Here is a 22,745-nt window from a genome sequence, read left to right as displayed (position 1 = left end):
TTGAGGGGAGGGATCAAGGGTGGGGGGTGTCGAGCCCTCCACAGATACGATGTATGCGGAACCTCCGACACCCCCTCCCAGCTACGCTAGGGCCTACTGGCCCAGCTTCGCTACCCTCCCCTCAAGGGGGAGGGTGGGCAGGAGCCGATACATGGAGTTAAGCCATGACCTTCACCAGCAAGCATTTCGATCCCACCGCCACCGGCCCGCTCAAGGGCATCCGCGTCCTCGATCTTTCCCGCCTCATGGCCGGGAATATGCTCAGCCTGCAACTGGCCGATTTCGGGGCCGATGTGGTCAAGGTGGAGCCGCCCGAGGGCGATCCGCTGCGGGCGTGGAAGGATGACGGGCATTCCCTGTTCTGGAAAACCTATGGGCGCAACAAGCGCTCGGTGATGCTGAACCTGCGGCAGGCGCCGGCCATGGCGGCTTTGTGGAAACTGGTCGAGACCGCCGATGTCTTCATCGAGAATTATCGCCCGGGGACGCTGGAAAAGATGGGGCTGGCGCCCGAAAAGCTGCTGGAGCGCAATCCCGACCTGATCGTGGTGCGCATTTCCGGCTTCGGGCAGACCGGGCCCTATGCGCAATATCCCGGCTTCGGCACGCTGATCGAGGCGATGAGCGGCTTTGCCGACCGCACCGGCTTTCCCGATCGCGAACCGGTGCTGCCGCCGCTGGCTTTGGCCGACATGGTGGCCGGCATCTATGGCGCCTCGTCCACCATGATGGCGCTTTATGCGCGGCAGGCGGGGACGGCGCGCGGGCAGGTGATCGACCTGAGCCTGCTCGAGCCGATGTTTTCGGTGCTGGGGCCGGAAGCGGCCATCCATGCGGTGACCGGCAAGATCAAGCAGCGGGCGGGCAGCGCGTCCAACACCGCCTCGCCGCGCAATGTCTATCAGTGCCGGGACGGCAAATATCTGGCGCTGTCGGGCTCGACGCCGGCAGTGGCACGGCGGATTTTCGAGATTATCGGACGGGCGGACATGAATGACGATCCGCGCTTTGCCAGCAATTCCGACCGGGTGAAGCACCGGCCACTGGTGGACGAGGCGATCGGGGCGTGGTTCGCCACGCGCGACAGCCATGAGGCGCTGGAGACGATGCGGCAGGCGGGGGCGACCGTGGGGCCAATCTACAATATTGCCGACGCCATGGGTGATCCGCATTTTGCCGAGCGCGAGATCATCGTCGCGGCCGAGGACGAGACTTTCGGCACCCTGCCCATGCACGATATCGTGCCGAAAATGTCGGGCACGCCGGGCGTATGGCGGCTGCCGGCGCCGGAACTGGGCCAGCACAATGCCGATGTGCTCGGTGAAGCCGGGCTTAGCGCGGCGGAGATTGCCGAGGCCGCGCCATGATCCGCTCGCTGCTCTATGTGCCGGCGCATTCGGAGCGGTTCATCGCCAAGGCGCATGAGCGCGGCGCCGACGCCATCATTCTCGACCTCGAAGATGCGGTGCCGCAGGAACACAAGCTGGCGGCGCGCGAGGGGCTGGCCGAGAGCGTGCAGGCGGTGGGCCGCAGTGGCGCGCGGGTCTTCGTGCGGATCAATAGTGGCGAGCTGGCGCGCGAGGACGCGGCGGCGGCCTGCCTTGCGGGAGCCGAGGGGCTGTACGTGCCCAAGGTACGCGATGCGCATGTGTTGGGCGAGCTGGCGGCGTTTCTGCACGATCTCGAAGTACCGTTGCGGCGCGAGCCCATGAGCTTCGTGCCGGTGCTGGAAGACCCCGGCGCGATCCTCGATGCGCGGCTGATCGCCCGGGCGCCGCGCGTGCTGGCGCTGGCGACCGGCGGCGAGGACCTGGCGCTGGCCATGGGCGGCATGCCGACGCCAGATGTGCTGCGGCTGCCCAAGCTGCTGGTGCATTATGCCGCCAAGGCCGAGGGCGTGCTGTCCTTCGGGCTGCTGCGCTCGACGGCTGACTATGCCGACAGCGACGGGATCGTGGCGGCGGCGAAGGAAGCGCGGGCGCATGGCTTTGATGGCGCGGCCTGCGTGCATCCGGCCGTGGTGCCGCTGCTCAATGCGGGATTTGCGCCGGATGCGGCGGAGCTTGATTGGGCGCGGCGCGTGGTGGCGGCGGCGGAGAGTGGGGATGGGGCGTTCGTCGTGGATGGACGCATGGTGGATGCGCCGGTGATTGCGCGGGCGCGAAGGGTTTTGGGGCTGGGTTAGCTGCTTGGGAGCGTGTGGCTTACCCCCACCCTCATTCCCTCCCCACAAGGGGGAGGGAGGCGCATGACTGCAGTCCGGGTTTCACTTGATGCTTTCGCAAGCGCCGACCAGGCTTCCCTCCCCCTTGTGGGGAGGGAGTGAGGGTGGGGGTGTCGAGGCTTCCGCTAATTCGATGGGCGTTGAGCCGCCGACACCCCCTCCCCAGCTCCGCTAGGGCCTGGCGGCCCAGCTTCGCTACCCTCCCCTCAAGGGGGAGGGTGGGCAGGAACCGATGACTCTGCTAGCTGTCTGACCGTTGGCACTGAACTCAAATCGGATAATGGATCGGGCCGTCCTGGACGGTGATCCAGCGCAGTTCGGTGAATTCGGCGATGCCGGCTTTGCCGCCGAAGCGGCCGTAGCCGGAGGCCTTGACGCCGCCGAAGGGCATCTGGGCTTCGTCATGCACGGTGGGGCCGTTGACGTGGCAGATGCCGGATTCGATGCGGGCGGCAACGCCCATGGCGCGGGTGACGTCGCGGCCGAAGACGGCGGCGGAGAGGCCGTATTCGGTATCATTGGCGACGCGCACGGCTTCATCCAGGCTGCCGACGCGGATCACCGCCACGACCGGACCAAAGGATTCGTCGCGATAGAGCTTCATGCCCGGCGTGACGCCATCGACCACGGTGGCCTGCATGATGGTGCCGTCGATGCCGCCGCCGGCGGTGACGCGGGCGCCCTTGGCCACGGCATCCTTGATCAGCGCATCGATGCGCTGGGCGGCAGAGAGATCGACCAGGCAGCCCAGCGGCGTATTGCCCTCGCGCGGGTCGCCGGCTTTGAGTGAGGCGGCCTTGGCATTGAGCGCGGCGACGAACTCATCGGCGATCTTCTCATCGACGACGATGCGCTCGGTCGACATGCAGATCTGCCCCTGGTTCATATAGGCGCCGAAGGCAGCCGCGGCGACGGCCTGGTCGAGATCGGCATCGTCCAGCACGACGAAGGGCGCCTTGCCGCCCAGTTCGAGGAGAGCGGGCTTGAGATTGCGGGCGGCGACTTCGGCAATGTGGCGACCGACGCGGGTCGAGCCGGTGAAATTGACGCGACGGATGGCCTTGTGGCCGATCAGTGCCTCGACCAGTTCGGGCGCATCCTCGGGGGCGTTGGAGACGACATTGAGCACGCCGGGCGGCAGGCCGGCCTCGAACAGCGCATCGGCGATGAGGCGATGGGTGCGCGGGCAGATTTCGCTGGACTTGAACACCACGGTATTGCCGCAGGCGAGCGGCGTGGCGAGCGAGCGCACGCCGAGAATGACCGGGGCATTCCACGGCGCGATGGAGAGCACGACGCCGGCCGCCTGGCGCACGCCATAGGCGGTGGAGCCGGGGCGGTTGGAGGGGATGATCTCCCCGGTGATTTGCGTGGTCAGCGAGGCCGCTTCGCGCAGCATTTCGGCGGCGAGCATGACATTGAAGCCGGCCCAGCCAGCGGTGGCGCCGGTTTCGGCGCCCATGGCGGCGATGAAATCGGGGGTACGGGCATCGAGCCGGTCGGCCGCCGCGAGCAGGATCTTGCGGCGGGCGGCCGGGGCGGTCTTGCTCCAGCCGGGGAAGGCGGCGGCGGCGGCATCGGCGGCGCGCATGGCGTCGTCGATCGTGGCCGCGGCGGCGCGCGTAGCGAGTTGCCCGGTAATTGGATTGTTGCGCTCGAACGTGCCACCGCCGGTGGCTTGGGATTCCTCGTTATTGATGAGCAGGCCGAGATCGGTCATGGGGACACTCCGTTTTCTACTTTTGGCGCTGCGGCGCCGAGGAAGGCTTGCTGCACGGCGGCGTCGCCGCGCAGGGCATCTGCTGTGCCTGATCCGGTGATGCGGCCGGCCTCCATGAGGTAACCGCGATGGGCGATGGCAAGGCTGGCCTTGACGTTCTGTTCCACCACCAGCAGCGCAATGCCGGTCTGGCCGATGCGGCCGAGGGCGGCGAAAAGCTCCGAGGTGACGATGGGCGCCAGACCAAGACTGGGTTCGTCGAGCATGAGCAGGCGGGGGCAGCTCATCAGCGCGCGGCCGATGGCCAGCATCTGCTGCTCGCCGCCCGACATGGTGCGGGCGACCTGGCTTTGCCGTTCGCCCAGGCGCGGGAAGAGATCGAGCACGAGGGCGCGCTGGCGGGCTTCGTGCGGGCGGGCATGGCTGGTATAGGCGCCGAGTTCGAGATTTTCCGCTACGGTGAGATCGCCGAAAATGCCGCGGCCTTCGAGGACGAGCGCGATGCCTGATGCGAGGTATTTGTGGGCTGGGCGGCCGAGCAGGTTGATGCCGTCGAGCGCGATGGTCGCGCCGGGGGCGGGGCGAACGAGGCCGGCCATGGCTTTGAGCAGGCTTGATTTGCCGGCGCCATTGGCGCCGAGCACGACCACGGTTTCGCCTTCGGCCACGGTGACGGAGACGCCATCCAGCGCCAGATGCTTGCCGTAATGCAGCGAGATGGGGCCGGCGCTAAGCATGGTCTTCCCCCAGATAGGCGCGGATGACTTCGGCATCGGCCAGGACTTCGGATGTGGGACCATCGGCGATTTTCGTGCCGGCATTCATCACCACGCAGCGGCTGCACAGGGCGCGGACGGCGTCCATGACGTGTTCCACGAGCAGGATGGTGATGCCGCGCTGGCGCAGGCTGGTGATGAGGTCTATTCCGGCGCGCAATTCGGTGGGGTTGAGGCCAGCCAGCCATTCGTCGAGCAGGAGAAGCTGCGGGTCGGAGGCGAGGGCGCGGGCCAGTTCCATGCGCTTGAGGTCGATATAGGTGAGGCTGTCGGCGGGCTGGGATGCGCGGCCGGCGAGGCCGACATCGGATAGTAGGGTCTCGATGCGGGTTTCGGCTTCCCTCCCCCAGAGCGGGGCCTTGCGGAAGGCCAGGGCGGCGAGGACGTTTTCGCCGACTGACAGCGAGGGCAGAGCGCGCACGAGCTGGAAGGTGCGGGCGACGCCGCGATGAGCGATGCGCTCGGAGCCGAGTTCTCCGATGGCGTGACCGGCAAGGGTGATGCTGCCGTCGGAGAGGGGCAGGTAGCCCGAGATCATGTTGAGGGCGGTGGTCTTGCCCGAGCCATTGGGGCCGAGCAGGCCGACGGTTTCGCCCATGGCGAGATCGAAGGTGAGGCCGTTGACGGCGGTGAGGCCGCCGAAGGTCTTGGTGACATTGTGCAGCGACAGCAGGGTCATGGCCGTGCCTCGCGGCGGGTGAGGCGGGACCAGAGACTATCGCCGGCCGCCAGCACGCCATTGGGCAGCACGAAGACTATGGCGATGAAGAGCAGGCCCAGGATGATCGAATAATGATTGGGGAAATTGGCCGAGAGCCATTCGAACAGCAGGAAGAGCGGGATGGCGCCGAGCAGCGGGCCGAACAGGCGATTTGGGCCGCCGAGCAGGGCCATGATGACGACGAGGAAGCTGGTGGTCGGATTGAACACGATGGACGGCTCGATATAGGTCCAGCGTGGCGCCTGGATGGCGCCGGCCAAGGTCATGATGACGCAGGAGATGGAGAACAGCGTCAGCTTGGTGCGCGTGATGCGGATGCCCAGATGGCTGGCCACATCAGGATCGTCACCGATGACGCGCAGGGCCAGGCCGATGCGCGAGCGGCTGACCCAGTAGGCGACGGCGAGGGTGGCGGCGAGAAGCGCCAGCAATTGCCAATAGATGTGTTCAGGGCCGATCGGCAGGAAGACATAGCGGCCGAGGGTGCGGGTGACGTTGACCTCGTAATAGGTCACCAGCTGCCGCACCAGTTCGGTCAGCCCGAAGGTGAAGATGACGAAATAGATGCCGGCAAGACGCAAAGTGGCGAGGCCGACGATGAGGGCCACGACGAGGCCGACAACGGCCGCGACGAGCAGCACCAGCGGATAGGGCAGGACATCGGCCAGCACGGCAACCGTATAGGCGCCGAGGCCGAAAAAGGCGACGGTGGCCAGCGAGATGTAGCGGGTGGGGCCGGAGAACATAGCCCAGGCCGTGGCCAGCACACCATAGCCGAGAATGCCGATGCCCAGGCCGAGCGGATAGGGGCCGGCAAAGGCGGGCACGAAAGCCAGCGCGACGAGGACGATGAGGGCGAGAACCAGTTTCATCATCGCGCCGTCTTTCCGAACAGACCCTGCGGCCGCACAACGAGCACGGCGAGGAAGATGAGATAGGTGGCGGCCAGCGTCAGGCCCGGATCGATGAAGCTGGCGACCAGCGTTTCGACCAGGCCCAGGATGAGCCCGGCGGCCAGGGCGCCCATGAGATTGCCGACGCCGCCCATGATGACGACGATCAGCGCCTTCATGGTGAAGATGACGCCCATCGTGGCCGAGAAGGTTAGATACATCGACACCACGACACCGCCGGCCGCGGCCAGCGCGCCGCCCAGGGCGAAGGCGAAACGGGCGACAGAGTCGACATTGATGCCGACCAGCGGCGCCGAGGCCGGATTGGCGGCGACGGCGCGGATGACGGTGCCGAAGCGGGTGCGGGTCAGCATGAGCCAGAGGCCCAGCCCGAAGACCACGGCCAGCACGAAGGCGAGCAGGCGGTTGGCGGCGATGGTGGTGCCCAAAATATCGACCGGCACGGCGAGGAAGCTGTAGCTCTGGAAGCCGGCGCCGAAGATGACCAGGGCCACGCCCTGGATGACGAAGAGCAGGCCGAAGGTGGCGAGGATGGAATCGCCCTCCAGCCGGCCGCGATCGCGCGAGCGGCGGGCCAAAGGCTGCAGCATGACGGCATAGATGAGCCAGCTCAGCGCGAAACCGGCGGGAATGACGAGCAGCATGCCGAGCAGCGGATTGACGCCGAAAGCGGTGAACAGCACGAAGGCGCCGAAGCTGGCCGCGATGATGATATCGCCATAGGCCAGGTTCATGATGCGCGCCACGCCATATTGCAGCGTCAGCCCCATGGCCACGAGGGCATAGGTGCCCCCGAGGACGAGGCCGGTGAGTATGGCGCTGAAGAGCATATGGGCGCTCCGGTGGGTTGGGTTTATCTTGGAGGGATACCCCCTCCCAACCTCCCCCTGATAGGGGGAGGAGCCGCATAGTGGGTGAGGCGATGCCGTGCCTCAAACTCGATCTGTTCCTCCCCCTATCAGGGGGAGGCTAGGAGGGGGTATCCCCTTCAGCTCGCAGGAACCCAGGCCGGCTTGGGCACGACGGGGTCGCGGCTGCCGTCGCGCTCGGTATGCGCCAGGCCGACGAATTTGCCGCCCTGCCACTGGCCGACGGTCCACAGGCTCCGCAACTGGTTGTCGACCAGCTTCACCTTGCCGATAACCGTATCGAATTCGCCGGTCGACAATTCGGCGGTGATGGCCTCGCGGTCGATATCGCCGACCCGCTCGATGGCCTGCTGCAGCATTTCCAGGCTCGCATAGGTGATGGCGCTGGCCCAGCTATCGGGTGCCTGGCCGTTGAGCGCGGTGTGGCGCTCGAAATAGGCGGCGAGCGCCTCGCTGTCGGGGTCGATGCCGCCCACGCCCATGACGCCGTCATGGTTGGGGCCGGCAATGCCCGGATAGATCGGGAAGGCGGTGCCGACGCCGAGATAGAACACCTTTGGGCTGAAATTGGCCACCACCGACTGCTGGGTCAGGGCGAAGGTATCAGGCGGATAGGAGAAGGCGACGAAAGTATCGACGCCGAGGCTCGAGACTTCGTTGATGATGGGCGCGAAGTCCGACGTGCCGAGCGGATAGGTCTTGTCATAGACCAGCTCGAAGCCGGCTTCGGTGAAGGCGGGCGTGGCCGCCTTGGACAGGTCGATGCCGAAACCGTCGGCCACCGAGGCGATGGCTACCTTGTTGTTGATGGTGCCGGCCTCGCGCTGCTTGACCAGCAATTGCACCAGCGCATTGGCATAGTCGTGCCCGCCGCCCAGCAGCCAGAAGCTGTGCTTCCAGCGCTTGACCAGATCGGGCGCCATGTCGGTGACGGCAGTGGCGCCGAGCTGGGGATAGCCGAAGCGATCGAAAGTGGGGCCGGAGGCCAGGTTAGGGCCGGTGCCCCAGCTGGGCAGGATGAAATCGGCATTGTCCTGGGTGGCGAGGCGCTCGACGGCGCGCACCAGTTCCTCGGAGCTGGAGCGGTCGTCATATTCGACCACTTCGAGCGGCAGGGTGACGCCGAGCTTGCTGAGCGCGAGGCCGCCAGCCTTGTTCACGTCATCCACCCAGAGCAGGTAGTTCGGGATGGTCGAAATGCCGGCGCCGGCGGCATTGGCGCCGGTCTTGGGCACGGCATAGCCGATGCGGATGGCTGTGCGGTCCTGTGCGAGGACCGGCAGGCCAGAAAGGGCGGTGGCCAGGGCGCTGACGCCCATGCCCTGCAAGACGGTTCTGCGGCGAAAAGTGGTCATAGCTTGCTCTCCTCCATGCCCGTCGCTGCGGGCGCTCCCAGATGCGGTCCGGCTTTTGCTGCCGGTCCCGTCCTTGCCGAGCATGGTAGGGCGGGGCCCGAGCGGATAAAATGGACATTACGGAAAGATAAATGTATTTTTGCGGCGATTTCACCCCTGGCAGGACCGCCATGACCGAACAGAACCTGCGCCCCCTGCCCGGCCCCGGCCTGGTGCAGGATGTGGAAGTGGACGACATTGGCGGCGCGCTGTCGGCCAGCGAATGGGATTTTTCGGCGCCGCGGGCGCGGTTGGGCGCGCATGGTTTCGTGCTGGCTTCGGGCAGCGGGGTGGTGCGGCTGGAGAGCGGCGCGACCGGCATCGAAGCGCCCTGCGTCATCTGGCTGCCCAGTGGCATGAGCGCCAGCGTGCGGCTGGAAGCCGGCGCGCGCGGCGTGGCCATGACCGTGTCGGATGCGGCTCTGGGCCGGGTGGTGCCGGCCAGTTCCATTGCCGGACCTTTGCGCCAGGCCATCGACCGCCCACTGGTCGGCATGCGCCTCGAAGCCGCCGCCGCCCGCGCAACCATCCGCGACCTCGAGGAGATCAGGCGCGAGACGCTGGAGGACCTGCCGGGCATGCGCGAGGCGATCATGAGCCGGCTGTGCCTGGTGCTCATCGCCTTCTGGCGGCTGGGCGAGGTGGCGGCCCAGCCCCAGGCGGCGCCGCGCGTGCTGGTGCAGAATTTCTTGCAATTGGTGGAGCTCAATGCCCGCGCGCAATGGCGCGTGGCCGACTATGCGCGGACCATGGGGATTTCCACCGACCGGCTGACCTCGGCCATCCGCCGCGCCACCGGCCAATCGCCGCTGGAGCTGGTGCATGGGCGGCTGCTTGAGGATGCCGAGAGCCTGCTGGAACGCTCGGCTTTGCAGGTGCGGGAGATTGCCGACGCACTGGGCTTCCGTGACGCCGGCTATTTCAACCGGTTCTTCACCCGGCTCAAGGGGATTTCGCCGGGGCGCTATCGGCAGCGGGCGCAGCGGCTGCGGGCGAGCCCGGATGGGTCCTATGCGGCTTGGCCATGAGGCGTCGAGCTCCCCTTGTGGGAGAGGGTGCAATTTCCTCGTTCAGAGGAAATTGCGGGTGAGGGGGTCTGCGTCATCCCATGCTTCAATGATGACGGGTAGCGCAGCGCCCCCTCATCCGCCCTTCGGGCACCTTCTCCCACGAGGGGAGAAGGGAAGAGCCGATGGTGCGGCGTCCGCTCAAGGCAAAGTATGCCCCGCTGCGCGGAACAGGCGGTACCATTCCTCGCGGGTCAGGGTCACGTCGGAGCCGGCGGCGGAATCCTTGACCCGCCCCGGATTGGTGGTGCCGAGCACGACCTGGATATGGGCCGGATGCCTGGTGATCCAGGCCACGGCGATGCCTGTCGGCGTGACGCCATATTGCGCGGCCAACGCGTCGAGGGCATCGTTCAGTTCGGCGAAATTCTCGCGGTCGCCGAGGAAGACGCCCTTGAAGAAGCCGTGCTGGAAGGGCGACCAGGCCTGCAGCATCATGTTGTTAAGCCGCGAATAATCGAGCAGGCCGATATCGCGCGACACCGACTGTTCGAGCCCGGCCATGTTGGCGGCCACGCCTTGCGCGAAAAGCGGCGCATGGGTGATCGAGAGCTGCACCTGATTGGCGACCAGCGGCTGTTTTACCGCGCTCTTGAGCAATTCGATCTGGCCCGGCGTGTGATTGGAAACGCCGAAATGACGCACCTTGCCTGCGGCGACCAATTGCTCGAAGGCTTCCGCCACCTCTTCGGGCTCGACCAAAGTGTCGGGGCGATGCAGCAGCAGCAGGTCGAGATAATCGGTGCGCAGGGCGGCAAGGGATTCATCGACCGTCGTCAGGATGTGCTCTTTGGAGAAATCGAACCAGCCCTTGCGAATGCCGACCTTGGACTGGATGACGATGGCGTCGCGCTCGGCCGGGGTGAGACGCACCGCCTCGCCGAAGCGCTGCTCGCAGCGATGGCGCTCGCCGCCATAGATATCGGCGTGGTCGAAGACATTGATGCCGGCATCGCGGGCCGTGCCGAACAGGGTGGCGATTTCGGCGTCGCTCATCTTGGCGATGCGCATGAGGCCGAGGACGACGCTGGAGACCACGCGTTCGGTGTGGGGGATGGTGTAGGTTTTCATGGATTTGGCCTTTCTGCGATTCCTGGCGGGAGGATACGCCCACTATCGGGGCCAACCCACCCCCACCCTTGATCCCTCCCCACAAGGGGGAGGGGGACGATGGGACTTCGGTTCGTGTTCCAATCGATCCGCGAGAGCAGGGCGGGCTTCCCTCCCCCTTGTGGGGAGGGAGTGAGGGTGGGGGTATGCTTCCACTAACGCAGCTTTGGGGTCATCCCCAGAAACCCAATCAATTCCCGTGCCGCAACGGCCCCTGCCCGGTTGGCCCCGATGGTCGAGGCCGAGGGGCCATAGCCCACCAGATGCACGCGCGGATCGCGCGCGACCTGTGTCGCCAGCCGCCCGGTCATGGTGATGCCGCCCGATTCCTCGCGCAATTGCAGCGGGGCAAGATGATCGAGCGCCGAGCGGAAACCGGTGCACCACAGGATCACATCGACATCGAGCGTCCTTCCATCGGCCCAGCGCACGCCCGATGGCGTAATCTCGCTGAACATCTCCTGCCGCTCCAGCACGCCGCGGGCGCGCATGGCCTCGATGGCCGGCGTCAGCGGCAGGCCGGTGACCGAGACCACCGAGTTGGGCGGCAGGCCGGCACGGACGCGGTCTTCCACCAGTTTCACCGCAGCGCGGCCGGCTTCCTGGTCGAACGGGCCGGTGCGGAAGCGGGGCGGCGTGCGGGTGACCCAGGTGGTTGATGTCACCTCAGAAATCTGGTCGAGGAGCTGGATGGCGGAAATGCCGCCGCCGACCACCAGCACATGCTGGCCGGCGAAATCCTCGGCGGCGCGGAATTGCTGCGTGTGGAGCTGGCGGCCCCGAAAACTGTCGCGGCCGGGATAATCGGGGATATAGGGCTTTTCCCAGGTGCCGGTGGCATTGATCAACCCACGGGCGGAGAACAGGCCCCGGTCGCTTTCGACGCGCAATCGCTCGCCGCGGTCGCAGACGACGCTCACCGTGGCGGGGCGCAGCACGTCGAGGCCGAAGCGTTCCTCATAGGCGGCGAAATAATGCGGCACCGCGACCGAGGCCATGACGCTGTCATCGCCGCCGGCGCTATCGGCAAAACTCATGCCCGGCAGGTCATGCACGCGATTGACGGTGGAGAGCGTCAGCGAAGGCCAGCGATATTGCCAGGCGCCACCGGGCTGCGGCGCCCGGTCGAGCACGAGGAAATCGCGGCCGGGCACAAGGCCGAGCTGTTTCAGGTGATAGGCCGAGGACAGGCCCGCCTGCCCGGCGCCGATGACGACGATATCGAGCTTGAGCGCGGTGCGGGTGATGGGGGATGGGTCGGTCACGCACAGGGGCTCCACAGACATGCTAAGCATGTAGAGTCGGCGTGACGGAAAGCAAGCGCAACCTCCGGCGCGCCTGCCGGTTATGCATTGCAAAGGAGACTATCATGGGCCACGTGACCTACGACATCGTCGAGCATGACGGTGGCTATGCCTACAAGGTTGGAGACGTGTTCTCCGAGACATTTCCCACCCATCAGGCAGCCCATGAAGCAGCCGAAGCCGCGGCACGGCGCCAGCAGGTTGGCGGCCGGGATGAAGCGATCCAGTATCAGGACAGCAAGGGACGCTGGCATGAGGAGCAGGCCGATGGTGGCGACCGGCCCGAAACCGATGTCGAGGACGACCTGCGGGACTAGGCCTGCCTAATCCCGCGCCGCCAGATGCTGTCCGGTCAGCGAGTTTTTCGCCTTGGCCAGATCGGCGGGCACGCCTTCGAACTGAATGGTGCCGCCATCCTGCCCGGCGCCTGGACCGAGATCGATGACCCAGTCGGCGCGGGAGATCACATCGAGATTATGCTCGATGACGATGACCGAGGAGCCGGCATCGACCAGCCGGTCGAACAGGCCGATCAGGGTGTCGACATCGTTCATGTGCAGGCCGGTGGTGGGCTCGTCCAGAACGTAGATATTGCCCTTCTTGCCCAGCTCGGCCGCCAGTTTCAGGCGCTGGCGCTCGCCGCCTGACAGCGTCGAGAGCGGCTGGCCGAGGGTGAGATAGCCCAGACCGACATCGTCGAGGCCCTTCAATATCCGGGCGATGGCGGGTTCGGTGAAGAAGCCGACCGCGTCGGAAATGCTCATCTCGTAAACATCGGCGATCGACTTGCCGCGCAGGTGATGCTCCAGCACTTCGGGCAGGAAGCGCTTGCCTTCGCAGGTCTCGCAAGTCGTGATCATGGGATCAAGGTGCGCGAGGTCGGTATAGATGACGCCCAGCCCGTTACAGTCCGGGCAGGCGCCCTTGGAATTGGCCGAGAACAGCGAGGCGTCCACGTCATTGGCCTTGGCGAAGGCTTTTCGTACCGCGTCGAGAATGCCGGTATAGGTGGCGGTATTGGAGCGGCGCGAACCGCGGGCCAGGTTCTGGTCGATGATGATGGTGTCCGGATAGGCCTGGGGCAGGCACCCCTGGATCAGCGAAGACTTGCCCGAGCCGGCGACGCCGGACACCGCCGTCAGCACGCCCATGGGGATGGAGACCGAGACATCCCTGAGATTGTTGAGCTTTGCATGGGCGATCTTCAGCTCGCCGGAGGGCTTGCGCCCCTTCTCCTTGATGGACTGGTGTTTCTTGATGTGGTTGCCGGTGAGCGTGCCGCTGGTGAGCAGCCCGGCATAATCGCCCTGATAGACCAGCTCGCCCCCCTTGGAGCCGGCGAAGGGCCCCATATCGACCACATGGTCGGCAATGGCGATCATGTCGGGCTTGTGCTCGACGATGAGCACGGTGTTGCCCTTGTCGCGCAACTGCTGCATCAGCCCGGCGAGGCGACCCACATCATGCGGGTGGAGGCCCACCGACGGCTCGTCGAACACATAGGTGATGTCGGTCAGCGAAGAACCGAGATGGCGCACCATCTTGACGCGCTGGCTTTCGCCGCCTGACAGGGTCGAGCTTTCGCGGTCGAGGCTGAGATAACCCAGCCCGATGGTCACGAGGTTTTCCAGCCGCAAGGCCAGAGCCTCGAGCATGGGACCGACCTGCGGCGCTTCGATGCCACGCACGAAGACCGTCAGTTCGCTGACCTGCATGGCCGAAAGCTCGGCGATATTGCGGCCGTTGACCCTGCTGTTCAGCGCCTGCTGGTTGAGGCGGGTACCGTGGCAGGCCGGGCAGGTGGCGCGGGTGAAAATCTTTTCGTATTCGCGCAAGACATGCGGCTGCAGGCTTTCGGGGTCCTTGGAGCCCAGCCCCTTCTTGAGCTTGGCGACCACGCCCTCATAGGTCAGGCCGATCTTGCCGACCTTGATCTTTCGGCCATCATCGAGGTTGAGCAGGTTTTCCCGCTCCTCGGCGGTGAATTTGCTGATCGGCTTGTCCATGTCGAACAGGCCGGAATTCTTGTAGATTTCCCAATACCAGGTATCGACCGCAAAATCCTTGGGCAGCAGGGCACCGCCATTGAGCGACTTGCTCTCATCGAGCACCGCCGCCATGTCCATGGCCGCGACCTGCCCGATCCCCTCACAGTCCGGGCACATGCCGCGCGGATCGTTGTAGGAATAAAGGCTGGGCGGGCCCAGCTTCGGCTCGCCGAGGCGCGAGAACAGCACACGCAGCATCTGCGCCGCGTCGGTCACCGTGGCAACCGTCGAGCGCGAATTGCCGCCCAGCCGCTGCTGGTCGACAATGATGGCGGCCGAGATGTTTTCGAGCTGGTCGGCATCGGGCTGGCCATAGCGCGGCATGAATTGCTGCACGAAGCTGGGATAGGTCTCGTTGATCAGCCGCTGGCTTTCCGCCGCGATCGTGCCGAAGACCAGCGACGACTTGCCCGAGCCCGACACCCCGGTAAAGACCGTGATCTGCCGCTTGGGAATATCGAGCGAGACATTCTTGAGATTGTTCTCGCGGGCGCCGCGAATGATGATCGAGCCGTAATCGGGCATGTATTCGTGTTCCTGTTGTTTCGCAGCTTCGGTTAGGTCCAGCGCGTGTGGCCCACCCCCCACCCTTGATCCCTCCCCACAAGGGGGAGGGAGACGATGAACACCAGCATCGCAACCTGCGCCTCCCTCCCCTTGATGGGGAGGGATTGAGGGTGGGGTGATGGAAGCCACTGAGGTGCTAGCGGCGAGATGGGGCCACAAATACCACGCTTGCTGACATGACGTGTCAGCAAGCCCGATTTCGACAGGTGATCGGAGATCTCAGCTTACCGCCTTGCGGATCAGCTTGGCGAAGTTTTCTTCGTCGGCCTTGGTCAGCTTGCTCACCGCGAACGAGGTGGGCCAAACCGTGCCGTCGTCGAGCCTGGCAACGTCGTTGAAGCCGAAGCTGGCATAGCGCGAGTCGAACTTGCCGGCCGGGGTCAGGAAACAGACCACCTTGCCATCCTTGTTGGCCCAGGCCGGCATGCCATACCAGGTCTTGGGCGCGAGATCGGGGGCGTTCTCGGTGACCAGCGCATGGATAGTTTCGGCGATGGCACGGTCGCTGTCGTCAAGCTCGGCGATCTTGGCAAGCAGGTCGGACAGGCCGTCGGCCTTCTTGCCCTTGCGGCGCTCGACCTTAGCGTCCTGCATCGCCTCGAGTTCGGCATCGGAAAACACCGTCTTGGTGGCGGCTTTCTTGGTGGCCATGGGAAATCTCCTTGAATATCGGTTTCAATCGATTGTAGCGACGAGCTGGTCGAGCCGCGCCATGAACTGTTTCCACGACGCCATGGCGCCCTTGTAGGCGAGGTTGTGTTCGGGCCCGAAACCGGTCTGTTCCATACGAACAATCGTGCCCGTGGGGGTGGGTTCCAGGGTGAAGGTCACCGTGGTGTCGAGGCCATAGGCGGACCAGCTATAAGTGAGGGTCCGATGCGGCTCGACCTCAAGCACTTCGCAATCGACCACGACATTGACATCGGGCCTGGGCGTGTTGCGGAAGGTGAATTTGTGGCCCTTCTCAGGCTTGAAATCGGATTGCATCAGCCACTCCTCGATCAGGTGCGGTTGGGTCAGCGCCCGCCAGATCTTTTCGGGCGGATGGGCGATTTCCCGTTCGACCACGGCGGTGCGGATATCCGGCGCGGCCATGTCAGCGCGTCCCGCGCCACTTGGCGATATAGGGCAGAGCGAACATGTAGAGGCCGGTGCCCATCAGCAGGAAGAGCGGGGCCAGCGGAATATAGGACACCCAGACCACAGGCTCGGGCACAGCCAGCGCGATGAAGGTGGCGATGACGCTCAGGGTGAAAAGCATGGAGAGCCAGCGATGGATCTGGCGGATCCAGGCGCTCGCATTGCGGGGGCGGGGGGTTGCAAAGTCGGTCATTGATCCATTCTCCCGAGCAGGTTTTCCAGGTCATCGAAGCGGCTTTCCCAGAAGCCGGCCATCTCAGTGGTCCAATCGACCAGCGGCGCCAGGGCGCCCGGCAGGGCGCTGTAATGGGTCTGGCGCCCTGCATGGCGATCGCGCACCAGGCCGGCCTGTTTCAGCACGCCGAGATGGCGCGACACTACCGGCTGGGACACGCCCGCCCCGGCCGTGAGCGCCCCCACCGTGACCTCGCCTTCCCGGCACAGCCGCTCGAAAATGGCGCGGCGCGTCGGGTCGGCAAGCGTCCGGAAGATGACATCAGGGGCGGTCGACATTGGGAGAACCCATACCTTTCTGGCTATGGGTTAACGTATAGCTGAAGAGGTATGAATGAGTCAAGGGGGTTTAGACGCATAGGGCCGGTTACCCCTCTCCCCTCGTGGGAGAGGGGGAAATCCGCGTTCAGCGGATTTCCGGGTGAGGGGGTTGCGCCATCCCATGCTTCAATGTCGGTGGATGGTTCGTAGCCCCCTCATCCGCCCTTCAGGCACCTTCTCCCACGAGGGGAGAAGGCAAACGTCCAAGCGACAGAGGTAAACCCTCTCCCTCAAGGGGGAGGGTGAGCAGGGGCCGATACTCCTAAAGCGAGGCCTTGCGCACCTGGCTGACGCCTACGGCGAGGCCCGCCACGGCCACCACAGCAGCCACCAGCGCGCCATACAGCACCGGCATGACGAAAATCTCGCCCATGAACAAGGCCCGTTCGGCTTCGACCAGATAGGTCAGCGGATTGAAGCGGCTGGCGATATAGAGCCAGGCCGGCGCATTGGTCATGGGCAGCAGCACGCCGCCCAGCAGCATCATCGGCAGGGCGACCGAATGGCTGACGAGGTAGAACAGGCTCCCGTCATGCTTGCTGGCGATGGCCAGGGCGTAGGAGAGCGAGGCGACGCCAACGCCGAAAACCATCAACATGAGGAGGCCCAGCAGCATATGGGCCGGATGCAGCACCAGCCCGAACGGGGTGGCGACGACGATGAGGATCAGCGCCTGCACCAGCAGCGGGGCCAGTTCCTTGAGGGCGCGACCCACCATGATGGCCGGGCGGCTCATCGGGGTGGCGAGGAAGCGCTCGAAGCTGCCGCTCATCAATTCCTCGGTCAGCGCCCAACCGCAGGAGACGGTGGTGAACAGCACCAGCATGACCACCATGCCGGGCACGAACCATTGCAGCGGGGAAGCGCCATCGGGCCCCGGAACAGCGCCGAGCAAAGGCACGAAGAGCGCGAGATAGAGCAGCGGCTGCACCAGGCCGAAGATGATGTAATACCAGGAGCGGAGCGTGGGGCCGATCTCGCGGCGGAAGGAAATGGCGGTGTCTGATATGAAGGACATCTTTGATCCGAAGGTTCAGTAGACCTCATCCTGAGCCTGTCGAAGGACGAGGTCGTGACTGGATTGGCGTACCCGACCTCGTGGTTCGACAAGCTCACCATGAGGTCTGCGAGATTGTGCCGGGCTAAGCCGCCGCCTCCCGGAGCGAGCGCCCGGTCAGGCCCAGGAACACATCGTCCAGCGTCGGCCGCACCACTCTCGCGCTGATGGCTTCGATGCCGGATTGATGCAGGCGGCGGATGAATTCGGGCAGGACGGCTTCGCCATCGCGCAGGGTCACGGCCACGTCGCGGCCATCGACTTTGGTTTCGCGGGCATCGGGCAGGTTCTGCGCGATTTCGGCGGCGCTGCCCAACTGATCCTCGCAGAGCACGCTGACATGGATGGTGTCGCCGGCCAGATCGGCCTTGAGCCGGGCCGGCGTGTCGTCGGCAATCATGATGCCATTATCCATCACCATGACGCGCTCGGCCATGGTGTCGGCCTCGTCGAGATAGTGGGTGGTGAGGAAAATGGTCATGCCGCTGGCCTGTCTGAGGCTGGTGATGTGATCCCACAGATTGGCGCGGCTATGCGGGTCGAGCCCGGTGGAGGGCTCGTCGAGGAACAGGATGGGCGGGGTATGCATTAGGCCAAGCGCCACATCGAGCCGCCGCTTCTGTCCGCCCGACAGCGAGGCGCAGCTCCGGTCGGCCAGGCCATCGAGTTCGAGCATGCCGAGCAGGTCGTCGGCGCGCTTGCGGGCGGCCGAGGTGCTCATGCGCTGGGCCTTGCCCTGAGTCACCAATTCGTCGCGGACGCGGTGATACGGGCCTGAGCCGGTGCCCTGCCCGACATAGCCGATCTTGCGGCGTACGCTGGCCGGGTCGGCCACGACGTCATGCCCGCCGACGCTGGCGCTGCCCGAAGTCAGCGGCAGGAGCGTGGTCAGCATGCGCACCGAAGTGGATTTGCCGGCGCCATTGGGGCCGAGAAAGGCCACCAGCTCGCCCTCGGCCACATCGAGGCTGAGGCCGCGCACGGCCTCTACCGGGCCGGTCTTGGTCTTGAAGGTACGGGTCAGGTCTCTGGCATGGATCATCGGCATTCCCCTTTGCTACGGGCACACTGATCCGGCCCTGCTGACATGACGCGGCAGCAGGCGGGTTTTCGACAGCGGGCTCGACTTTTGCGCCCTGGAACCGTATAACTCCGTACGCCGCACAAGGTTTAGCATAATATCGTACGGTGTAAAGAGTTATTTTGGAGGCCAAATGGCCGAGGATATTGCCGGACGCGGCGACCCGATCAAAACCCTGCAACTGATGTGGGGGCGGGTGGAGGCGCCCAAGCGCGGCCCGAAAGCGCGGGGCTCCGTGGGTGACCTGGTGCAGGCGGCGGTGCGCATTGCCGATGCCGAAGGGATCGATGCGGTCTCGACACGCAGGGTGGCCGAAGCGGTCGGCATTTCACCGATGAGCTTTTACACCCACATTCCCGACAAGTCGGTATTGCTCGACCTGATGCTGGATGCGGTGTCGGGCGGGGACTATCCCATGCCGGTCTTCGATCCGGCGCAGTGGCGCGCCAATGTGACCATGGTCGCCTCCGAATTCCGCAAATATTACATCGCCCATCCCTGGGTTCTGCAGGTGTCCACCCACCGCCCGGTGCTCGGCCCCAATACGATGAAGTCCTACGAGGTCTTCCTCAGCGCGCTGGACGGGCTGGGACTCGATGAGATCGAGATGGATATGAGCGTCACCATGATCGCCAATTACGTGTTCGGCGCCGCCCGCGACGTGGCCCGCTCGCGCATGGTCAAGGAACAGACCGGCATGAGCGACGACGAATGGTGGTATGCCATCGCGCCCTTCCTCGAAACGCTCGACTATGCCCCCTACCCCGTCGCCAGCCGCATCGGTCCCGTCGTCGGCGAACTCTACGGCCTGGGCGACCCCGACCGCGCCTTCGATTTCGGCCTGGAACGCATCCTGGACGGGTTGGCCGTGATGATCGAGGGGAAGGGCGGCTGACGGCCATCCCACCCGCCGGCGCTTCCCCCGGACTTGATCCGGGGGTCACTCTCCACTCGGCATGCACGACGCGAGACCCGCGGATCAAGTCCGCGGGAGGCGATTGTGGGTGGGAAGCAGCGCGGCCAGGCTTTTAGACCACGTTGCCTTCGGCGTTGAACAGGTGCAGGCGGGCGGGGTCGATGTGGACGCCGACGGTGGAGCCGAGGTCCACCGGGTTCTGGCCTTCCAGCACGATGGTGATGGGCTGGCCGTCACCTGTCGTGGCATAGACCACGGTCTGGCCGCCGAGATTTTCCACCAGGTCGACGCGCACTTCGGCCAGCTTGACGCCGCTGCCTTCGGCAATGGTGATGTGTTCGGGGCGGATGCCCAATGTGGTCGCGCCGGCGACCGGGCGCTGCAGGTCGAGCGTGTTGCCGGCCACTTTCAGGCCCGAACCATCGGCGCTGGCGGCGAGGAAGTTCATCTTGGGCGAGCCGATGAAGCCGGCGACGAACAGGTTGCGCGGCGTGTTGTAGAGTTCGAGTGGGGCGCCGGCCTGTTCGATGACGCCCTGGCGCAGAACCACGATCTTGTCGGCCATGGTCATGGCTTCGACCTGATCGTGGGTCACATAGATCATGGTATTGCCGAGGTCATTATGCAGCTTGGCGATCTCGACGCGCATCTGCACGCGCAGTTCGGCATCGAGGTTGGAGAGCGGCTCGTCGAAGAGGAAAATGCGCGGCTCGCGCACGATGGCGCGGCCGATGGCGACGCGCTGGCGCTGGCCGCCCGACAATTGCTTGGGCTTGCGCTGCAACAGCGGCACGATCTGCAGGATTTCGGCGGCGCGCTGCACGCGTTCCTTGATCTCGGCCTTGGGGGCGCGGGCAGTTTCGAGCCCGAAGGCCAGGTTCTGGTAGACGCTCATATGCGGATAGAGCGCATAGGACTGGAACACCATGGCGATGCCGCGCTTGGCCGCCGGCACATCGTTCATGCGCTCGCCGTCGATCAACAGGTCTCCCCCGGTGATCGGCTCGAGCCCGGCAATCATGCGCAGCAGGGTGGATTTGCCACAGCCCGAGGGGCCGACGAAGACGGTGAATTCACCCGGATCGATGTCGAGATCGACGCCGTGGATCACTTCCACGTCGCCATAGGCCTTGACGATCTGGCGGAGCTGGATGGGGGTCGACATGAGCTCTTACTCCTAAGCCGCCCGGAACTGGGCCGGAACCCAGCTTTCGTAAAGCGGATGGCCGGGGCCGATGGGCAGGACGACATCCTCGTTGGTTGCCGACGAATGATAGAAGGCGGTGACCAGTTCGAGCGAACGGCGCGAATCCGCTGATGTGACCGGCAGCGGGCCGGTGCCTGTGAGGGCATCGTGGAAGCGGGCCATCTGGGTCTGGAACCGCGATGGCACATGCTGCCAATCCTTCAGCAGGGCATCGATCTTGGCTGCCGTTTCGGGATTGCGCGGCTGGATCTTCCAGAGCTTTTCGCCCGGATTATAGGCGGCGTGGTCGCTTTCGAAGGTGACATTCTCGAAGGCGAGGCGGATGCGGGTCGTGTCGTCGGCCGAACCGAGGGTGGCGGTGAGGCTGGCGAGGGCGCCATTCTTCATCTGCAGCGAGGCCGAAATGGTGTCTTCCACCTCGATCGGATTGACGCGGGTGGCGACGCGGCCAAACACACGCTCGATATCGCCCATGAGATAGGTGAACAGGTCATGCGGGTGAATGGCATGGCCCATCAGCACGCCGCCCAGTTCGGTGGCCCATTTGCCGCGCCAGGGCACGGCATAATAGGGCGCGTCGCGCCGCCACAGCGTTTCCACCGTACCCATGAAGGGCTTGCCGGCAATGCCGGCATCGATAATGGCCTTGGCCTGCTCGATGCCATTGCCGAAGCGGTACTGGAACACCGGCATCAGCATGCCCTTGCTGGCCTTTTCCTGCTCCATGACCGCATCGACCTGGGCCAGCGAACCCACCAGCGGCTTTTCGCAGATGACATGCTTGCCGGCCTTGAGCGCGGCCATGACCATGGGGAAATGCAGGCCCGGCGGGGTGCAGATATCGATGATGTCGATATCGTCCATGGCGAGCGCTTCATCGAAGCTGGCAATGCGCCTGGTGATGGCGAATTCGTCGGCCACCGCGCCCATGCGCTCGGCATTGAGGTCGCAGAGCAGCTTGACCTTGAACTTGTCGGCATTGGGCAGGTAGCCCTCGACGATGTGGCTGCGCCCGATGCCGCAACCGACCACGGCGACGTTGAAGATCTTGCTCATTGCGCCCACTCCGTGCCGCGCTCGGCCAGTTGCTGGGCGGTCAGCGCCAGCTTCATGGCATTGAAACACCGCTCCTGCGGCATGGCGGTCTCGGTGCGGTTGCGCACGTCGTCGAGGAACAGCCGGCCGAAGGGCCGCTCGACCTGGGAGCAATCGACATGGCGCGGGCCTTCGTGGTTGACCAGGAACAGGTGGTCCTGCCCCGGCCGGCCGGCAATATCGATATATTTGCGCAGTTCGATATAGCCCTCGGTGCCCAGGATGGTCAGGCGCCCGTCGCCCCAGGTGGGCAGGCCCTTGGGGGTGAACCAGTCGACGCGGATATAGCCCGAGGTATTTGCCGTCCTGAGATGAACATCGCCCACATCCTGCAGGCCCGGCCGATCCGGATTGGCGCGATTGGCGACGCTGGCCGAAATCACTTCGGCATCATTGGCGTCCGAGAAGAACAGGAACTGCTCGAATTGGTGGCTGGCAATGTCGCAGAGAATGCCGCCATAGCGCGAGCGGGTGAAGAACCAGTCGGGGCGCGGATTGTTCTTGAGCGCATGCGGACCGAGGCCCACCGTGTTGATGACCTTGCCGATGGCGCCCTGGGCGATGAGATTGCCGGCTTCCACCGTGGCACGCACTTCGAAATGCTCGGAATAGAGCACCGAATAGATGCGGCCGGTCTCCGCCTGCACTTTTCTGATCTCGTCGAGCTGGGCAAAGGTGGTCATGCCCGGCTTGTCGGTCAGCACATCCTTGCCGTGCCGCATGGCGGCCAGCGAGATTGCCGCGCGGTCGGCTGGAATGGCCGAGGTCAGCACCACGGCAATATCGGGGTCTTCGAGGATCGCCCGGGGATCGCCGACGCGCTTGGCCTCGGGATATTTCGCCCCGAAAGCCGCGGCGAGATCGTCTTCCACGGCGTGGAAGGCCGTGAGTTGTGCGCCGGCATCCTTCAGGCAATCGACCTGGCCGTAGATATGGCTGTGGTTGATGCCGATGGCGGCAAACTTGATTGATGTCATAGG

23 protein-coding genes are annotated in these 22,745 nt (G+C 65.1%); 5 read left to right on the top strand and 18 right to left on the bottom strand.

Annotation, left to right across the window (positions count from 1 at the left end; translation table 11 throughout):
* Nucleotides 1-164 precede the first annotated feature (164 nt).
* Together FPZ08_RS17775 and FPZ08_RS17770 are read left to right on the top strand one after the other, a co-directional pair.
* Nucleotides 165-1,367, top strand: coding sequence for a CaiB/BaiF CoA transferase family protein (locus tag FPZ08_RS17775; RefSeq protein ID WP_146291467.1), 1,203 nt, complete (start codon nucleotides 165-167; stop codon nucleotides 1,365-1,367).
* Entirely contained in the window at nucleotides 1,364-2,185 is an 822-nt protein-coding gene (locus FPZ08_RS17770; protein ID WP_146291465.1) for an HpcH/HpaI aldolase/citrate lyase family protein, read from the top strand. Before FPZ08_RS17775 ends, FPZ08_RS17770 begins: the two co-directional genes overlap by 4 nt.
* A gap of 307 nt (nucleotides 2,186-2,492) precedes the next feature.
* Here the strand turns inward: FPZ08_RS17770 and FPZ08_RS17765 are convergent, their stop codons facing one another.
* The 6 genes from FPZ08_RS17765 to FPZ08_RS17740 form a co-directional block, all read right to left on the bottom strand.
* On the bottom strand, nucleotides 2,493-3,944 hold the full coding sequence (locus FPZ08_RS17765) for an aldehyde dehydrogenase (RefSeq protein WP_146291464.1): 1,452 nt from the start codon (nucleotides 3,942-3,944) through the stop codon (nucleotides 2,493-2,495).
* Nucleotides 3,941-4,681, bottom strand: coding sequence for an ABC transporter ATP-binding protein (locus FPZ08_RS17760; RefSeq protein WP_146291462.1), 741 nt, complete (start codon nucleotides 4,679-4,681; stop codon nucleotides 3,941-3,943). Before FPZ08_RS17760 ends, FPZ08_RS17765 begins: the two co-directional genes overlap by 4 nt.
* Nucleotides 4,674-5,399, bottom strand: coding sequence for an ABC transporter ATP-binding protein (locus tag FPZ08_RS17755; RefSeq protein ID WP_146291461.1), 726 nt, complete (start codon nucleotides 5,397-5,399; stop codon nucleotides 4,674-4,676). The genes FPZ08_RS17760 and FPZ08_RS17755 overlap by 8 nt, the downstream gene beginning before the upstream one ends.
* Nucleotides 5,396-6,316 carry a branched-chain amino acid ABC transporter permease gene (locus tag FPZ08_RS17750; protein ID WP_146291459.1) on the bottom strand — a complete coding sequence of 307 codons (921 nt, stop codon included), beginning with the start codon at nucleotides 6,314-6,316 and terminating at the stop codon, nucleotides 5,396-5,398. The genes FPZ08_RS17755 and FPZ08_RS17750 overlap by 4 nt, the downstream gene beginning before the upstream one ends.
* Nucleotides 6,313-7,185, bottom strand: a complete 873-nt coding sequence (locus tag FPZ08_RS17745) for a branched-chain amino acid ABC transporter permease (RefSeq protein ID WP_146291456.1) — start codon at nucleotides 7,183-7,185, stop codon at nucleotides 6,313-6,315. The genes FPZ08_RS17750 and FPZ08_RS17745 overlap by 4 nt, the downstream gene beginning before the upstream one ends.
* Before the next feature lie 158 nt (nucleotides 7,186-7,343).
* Nucleotides 7,344-8,579 (bottom strand): amino acid ABC transporter substrate-binding protein, encoded by a 1,236-nt coding sequence (locus FPZ08_RS17740; protein ID WP_146291454.1) that lies wholly within the window; start codon nucleotides 8,577-8,579, stop codon nucleotides 7,344-7,346.
* Between the two features lie 170 nt (nucleotides 8,580-8,749).
* Between FPZ08_RS17740 and FPZ08_RS17735 the strand changes: the two genes are divergently transcribed.
* On the top strand, nucleotides 8,750-9,646 hold the full coding sequence (locus tag FPZ08_RS17735; protein ID WP_186767068.1) for an AraC family transcriptional regulator: 897 nt from the start codon (nucleotides 8,750-8,752) through the stop codon (nucleotides 9,644-9,646).
* Nucleotides 9,647-9,826: 180 nt separating this feature from the next.
* On the opposite strand, the gene FPZ08_RS17730 is transcribed toward FPZ08_RS17735, so the two are convergent.
* Both FPZ08_RS17730 and FPZ08_RS17725 read right to left on the bottom strand, forming a co-directional pair.
* Nucleotides 9,827-10,756: an aldo/keto reductase gene (locus tag FPZ08_RS17730; protein ID WP_146291450.1), complete on the bottom strand. Its 930-nt coding sequence runs from the start codon at nucleotides 10,754-10,756 to the stop codon at nucleotides 9,827-9,829.
* A 194-nt stretch (nucleotides 10,757-10,950) separates the two neighbouring features.
* Nucleotides 10,951-12,060 (bottom strand): NAD(P)-binding domain-containing protein, encoded by a 1,110-nt coding sequence (locus tag FPZ08_RS17725; RefSeq protein WP_246132691.1) that lies wholly within the window; start codon nucleotides 12,058-12,060, stop codon nucleotides 10,951-10,953.
* 104 nt (nucleotides 12,061-12,164) lie between these two features.
* Here FPZ08_RS17725 and FPZ08_RS17720 point away from each other — a divergent pair, with 104 nt between their 5' ends.
* Nucleotides 12,165-12,416, top strand: coding sequence for a DUF2188 domain-containing protein (locus FPZ08_RS17720; RefSeq protein ID WP_146291448.1), 252 nt, complete (start codon nucleotides 12,165-12,167; stop codon nucleotides 12,414-12,416).
* A gap of 6 nt (nucleotides 12,417-12,422) precedes the next feature.
* Here the strand turns inward: FPZ08_RS17720 and FPZ08_RS17715 are convergent, their stop codons facing one another.
* The 7 genes from FPZ08_RS17715 to FPZ08_RS17685 form a co-directional block, all read right to left on the bottom strand.
* On the bottom strand, nucleotides 12,423-14,672 hold the full coding sequence (locus tag FPZ08_RS17715) for an ATP-binding cassette domain-containing protein (protein WP_146291446.1): 2,250 nt from the start codon (nucleotides 14,670-14,672) through the stop codon (nucleotides 12,423-12,425).
* Nucleotides 14,673-14,933: 261 nt separating this feature from the next.
* On the bottom strand, nucleotides 14,934-15,365 hold the full coding sequence (locus FPZ08_RS17710) for an iron chaperone (RefSeq protein WP_146291444.1): 432 nt from the start codon (nucleotides 15,363-15,365) through the stop codon (nucleotides 14,934-14,936).
* 24 nt (nucleotides 15,366-15,389) lie between these two features.
* A complete protein-coding gene (locus FPZ08_RS17705; protein ID WP_146291442.1) occupies nucleotides 15,390-15,809 on the bottom strand; it encodes an SRPBCC family protein in 420 nt (139 codons plus the stop codon).
* Between the two features lies 1 nt (nucleotide 15,810).
* Nucleotides 15,811-16,047 carry a hypothetical protein gene (locus tag FPZ08_RS17700; protein WP_146291440.1) on the bottom strand — a complete coding sequence of 79 codons (237 nt, stop codon included), beginning with the start codon at nucleotides 16,045-16,047 and terminating at the stop codon, nucleotides 15,811-15,813.
* Entirely contained in the window at nucleotides 16,044-16,367 is a 324-nt protein-coding gene (locus FPZ08_RS17695; protein WP_146291438.1) for an ArsR/SmtB family transcription factor, read from the bottom strand. The genes FPZ08_RS17700 and FPZ08_RS17695 overlap by 4 nt, the downstream gene beginning before the upstream one ends.
* A 304-nt stretch (nucleotides 16,368-16,671) precedes the next feature.
* The gene (locus FPZ08_RS17690) at nucleotides 16,672-17,427 is read right to left on the bottom strand and encodes an ABC transporter permease (RefSeq protein WP_146291436.1); all 756 of its coding nucleotides are present in this window, start codon (nucleotides 17,425-17,427) and stop codon (nucleotides 16,672-16,674) included.
* A 124-nt stretch (nucleotides 17,428-17,551) separates the two neighbouring features.
* On the bottom strand, nucleotides 17,552-18,508 hold the full coding sequence (locus FPZ08_RS17685; protein ID WP_146291434.1) for an ATP-binding cassette domain-containing protein: 957 nt from the start codon (nucleotides 18,506-18,508) through the stop codon (nucleotides 17,552-17,554).
* 172 nt (nucleotides 18,509-18,680) lie between these two features.
* Between FPZ08_RS17685 and FPZ08_RS17680 the strand changes: the two genes are divergently transcribed.
* Entirely contained in the window at nucleotides 18,681-19,442 is a 762-nt protein-coding gene (locus FPZ08_RS17680) for a TetR/AcrR family transcriptional regulator (protein WP_146291432.1), read from the top strand.
* Nucleotides 19,443-19,575: 133 nt separating this feature from the next.
* Here the strand turns inward: FPZ08_RS17680 and FPZ08_RS17675 are convergent, their stop codons facing one another.
* From FPZ08_RS17675 to FPZ08_RS17665, 3 genes are read right to left on the bottom strand one after another with little or no spacing between them, the layout of a single operon-like run.
* Nucleotides 19,576-20,628 carry an ABC transporter ATP-binding protein gene (locus FPZ08_RS17675; RefSeq protein ID WP_146291430.1) on the bottom strand — a complete coding sequence of 351 codons (1,053 nt, stop codon included), beginning with the start codon at nucleotides 20,626-20,628 and terminating at the stop codon, nucleotides 19,576-19,578.
* 12 nt (nucleotides 20,629-20,640) lie between these two features.
* A complete protein-coding gene (locus FPZ08_RS17670) occupies nucleotides 20,641-21,726 on the bottom strand; it encodes a Gfo/Idh/MocA family protein (RefSeq protein ID WP_146291428.1) in 1,086 nt (361 codons plus the stop codon).
* Nucleotides 21,723-22,742 (bottom strand): Gfo/Idh/MocA family protein, encoded by a 1,020-nt coding sequence (locus FPZ08_RS17665; RefSeq protein WP_146291426.1) that lies wholly within the window; start codon nucleotides 22,740-22,742, stop codon nucleotides 21,723-21,725. The genes FPZ08_RS17670 and FPZ08_RS17665 overlap by 4 nt, the downstream gene beginning before the upstream one ends.
* Nucleotides 22,743-22,745 lie beyond the last annotated feature (3 nt).

The organism is Devosia ginsengisoli (genome assembly GCF_007859655.1).
GTDB lineage: Bacteria > Pseudomonadota > Alphaproteobacteria > Rhizobiales > Devosiaceae > Devosia > Devosia ginsengisoli.
Note: the sequence above shows the minus strand (reverse complement) of the source record. Positions and strands in the feature narration are given on the sequence as shown.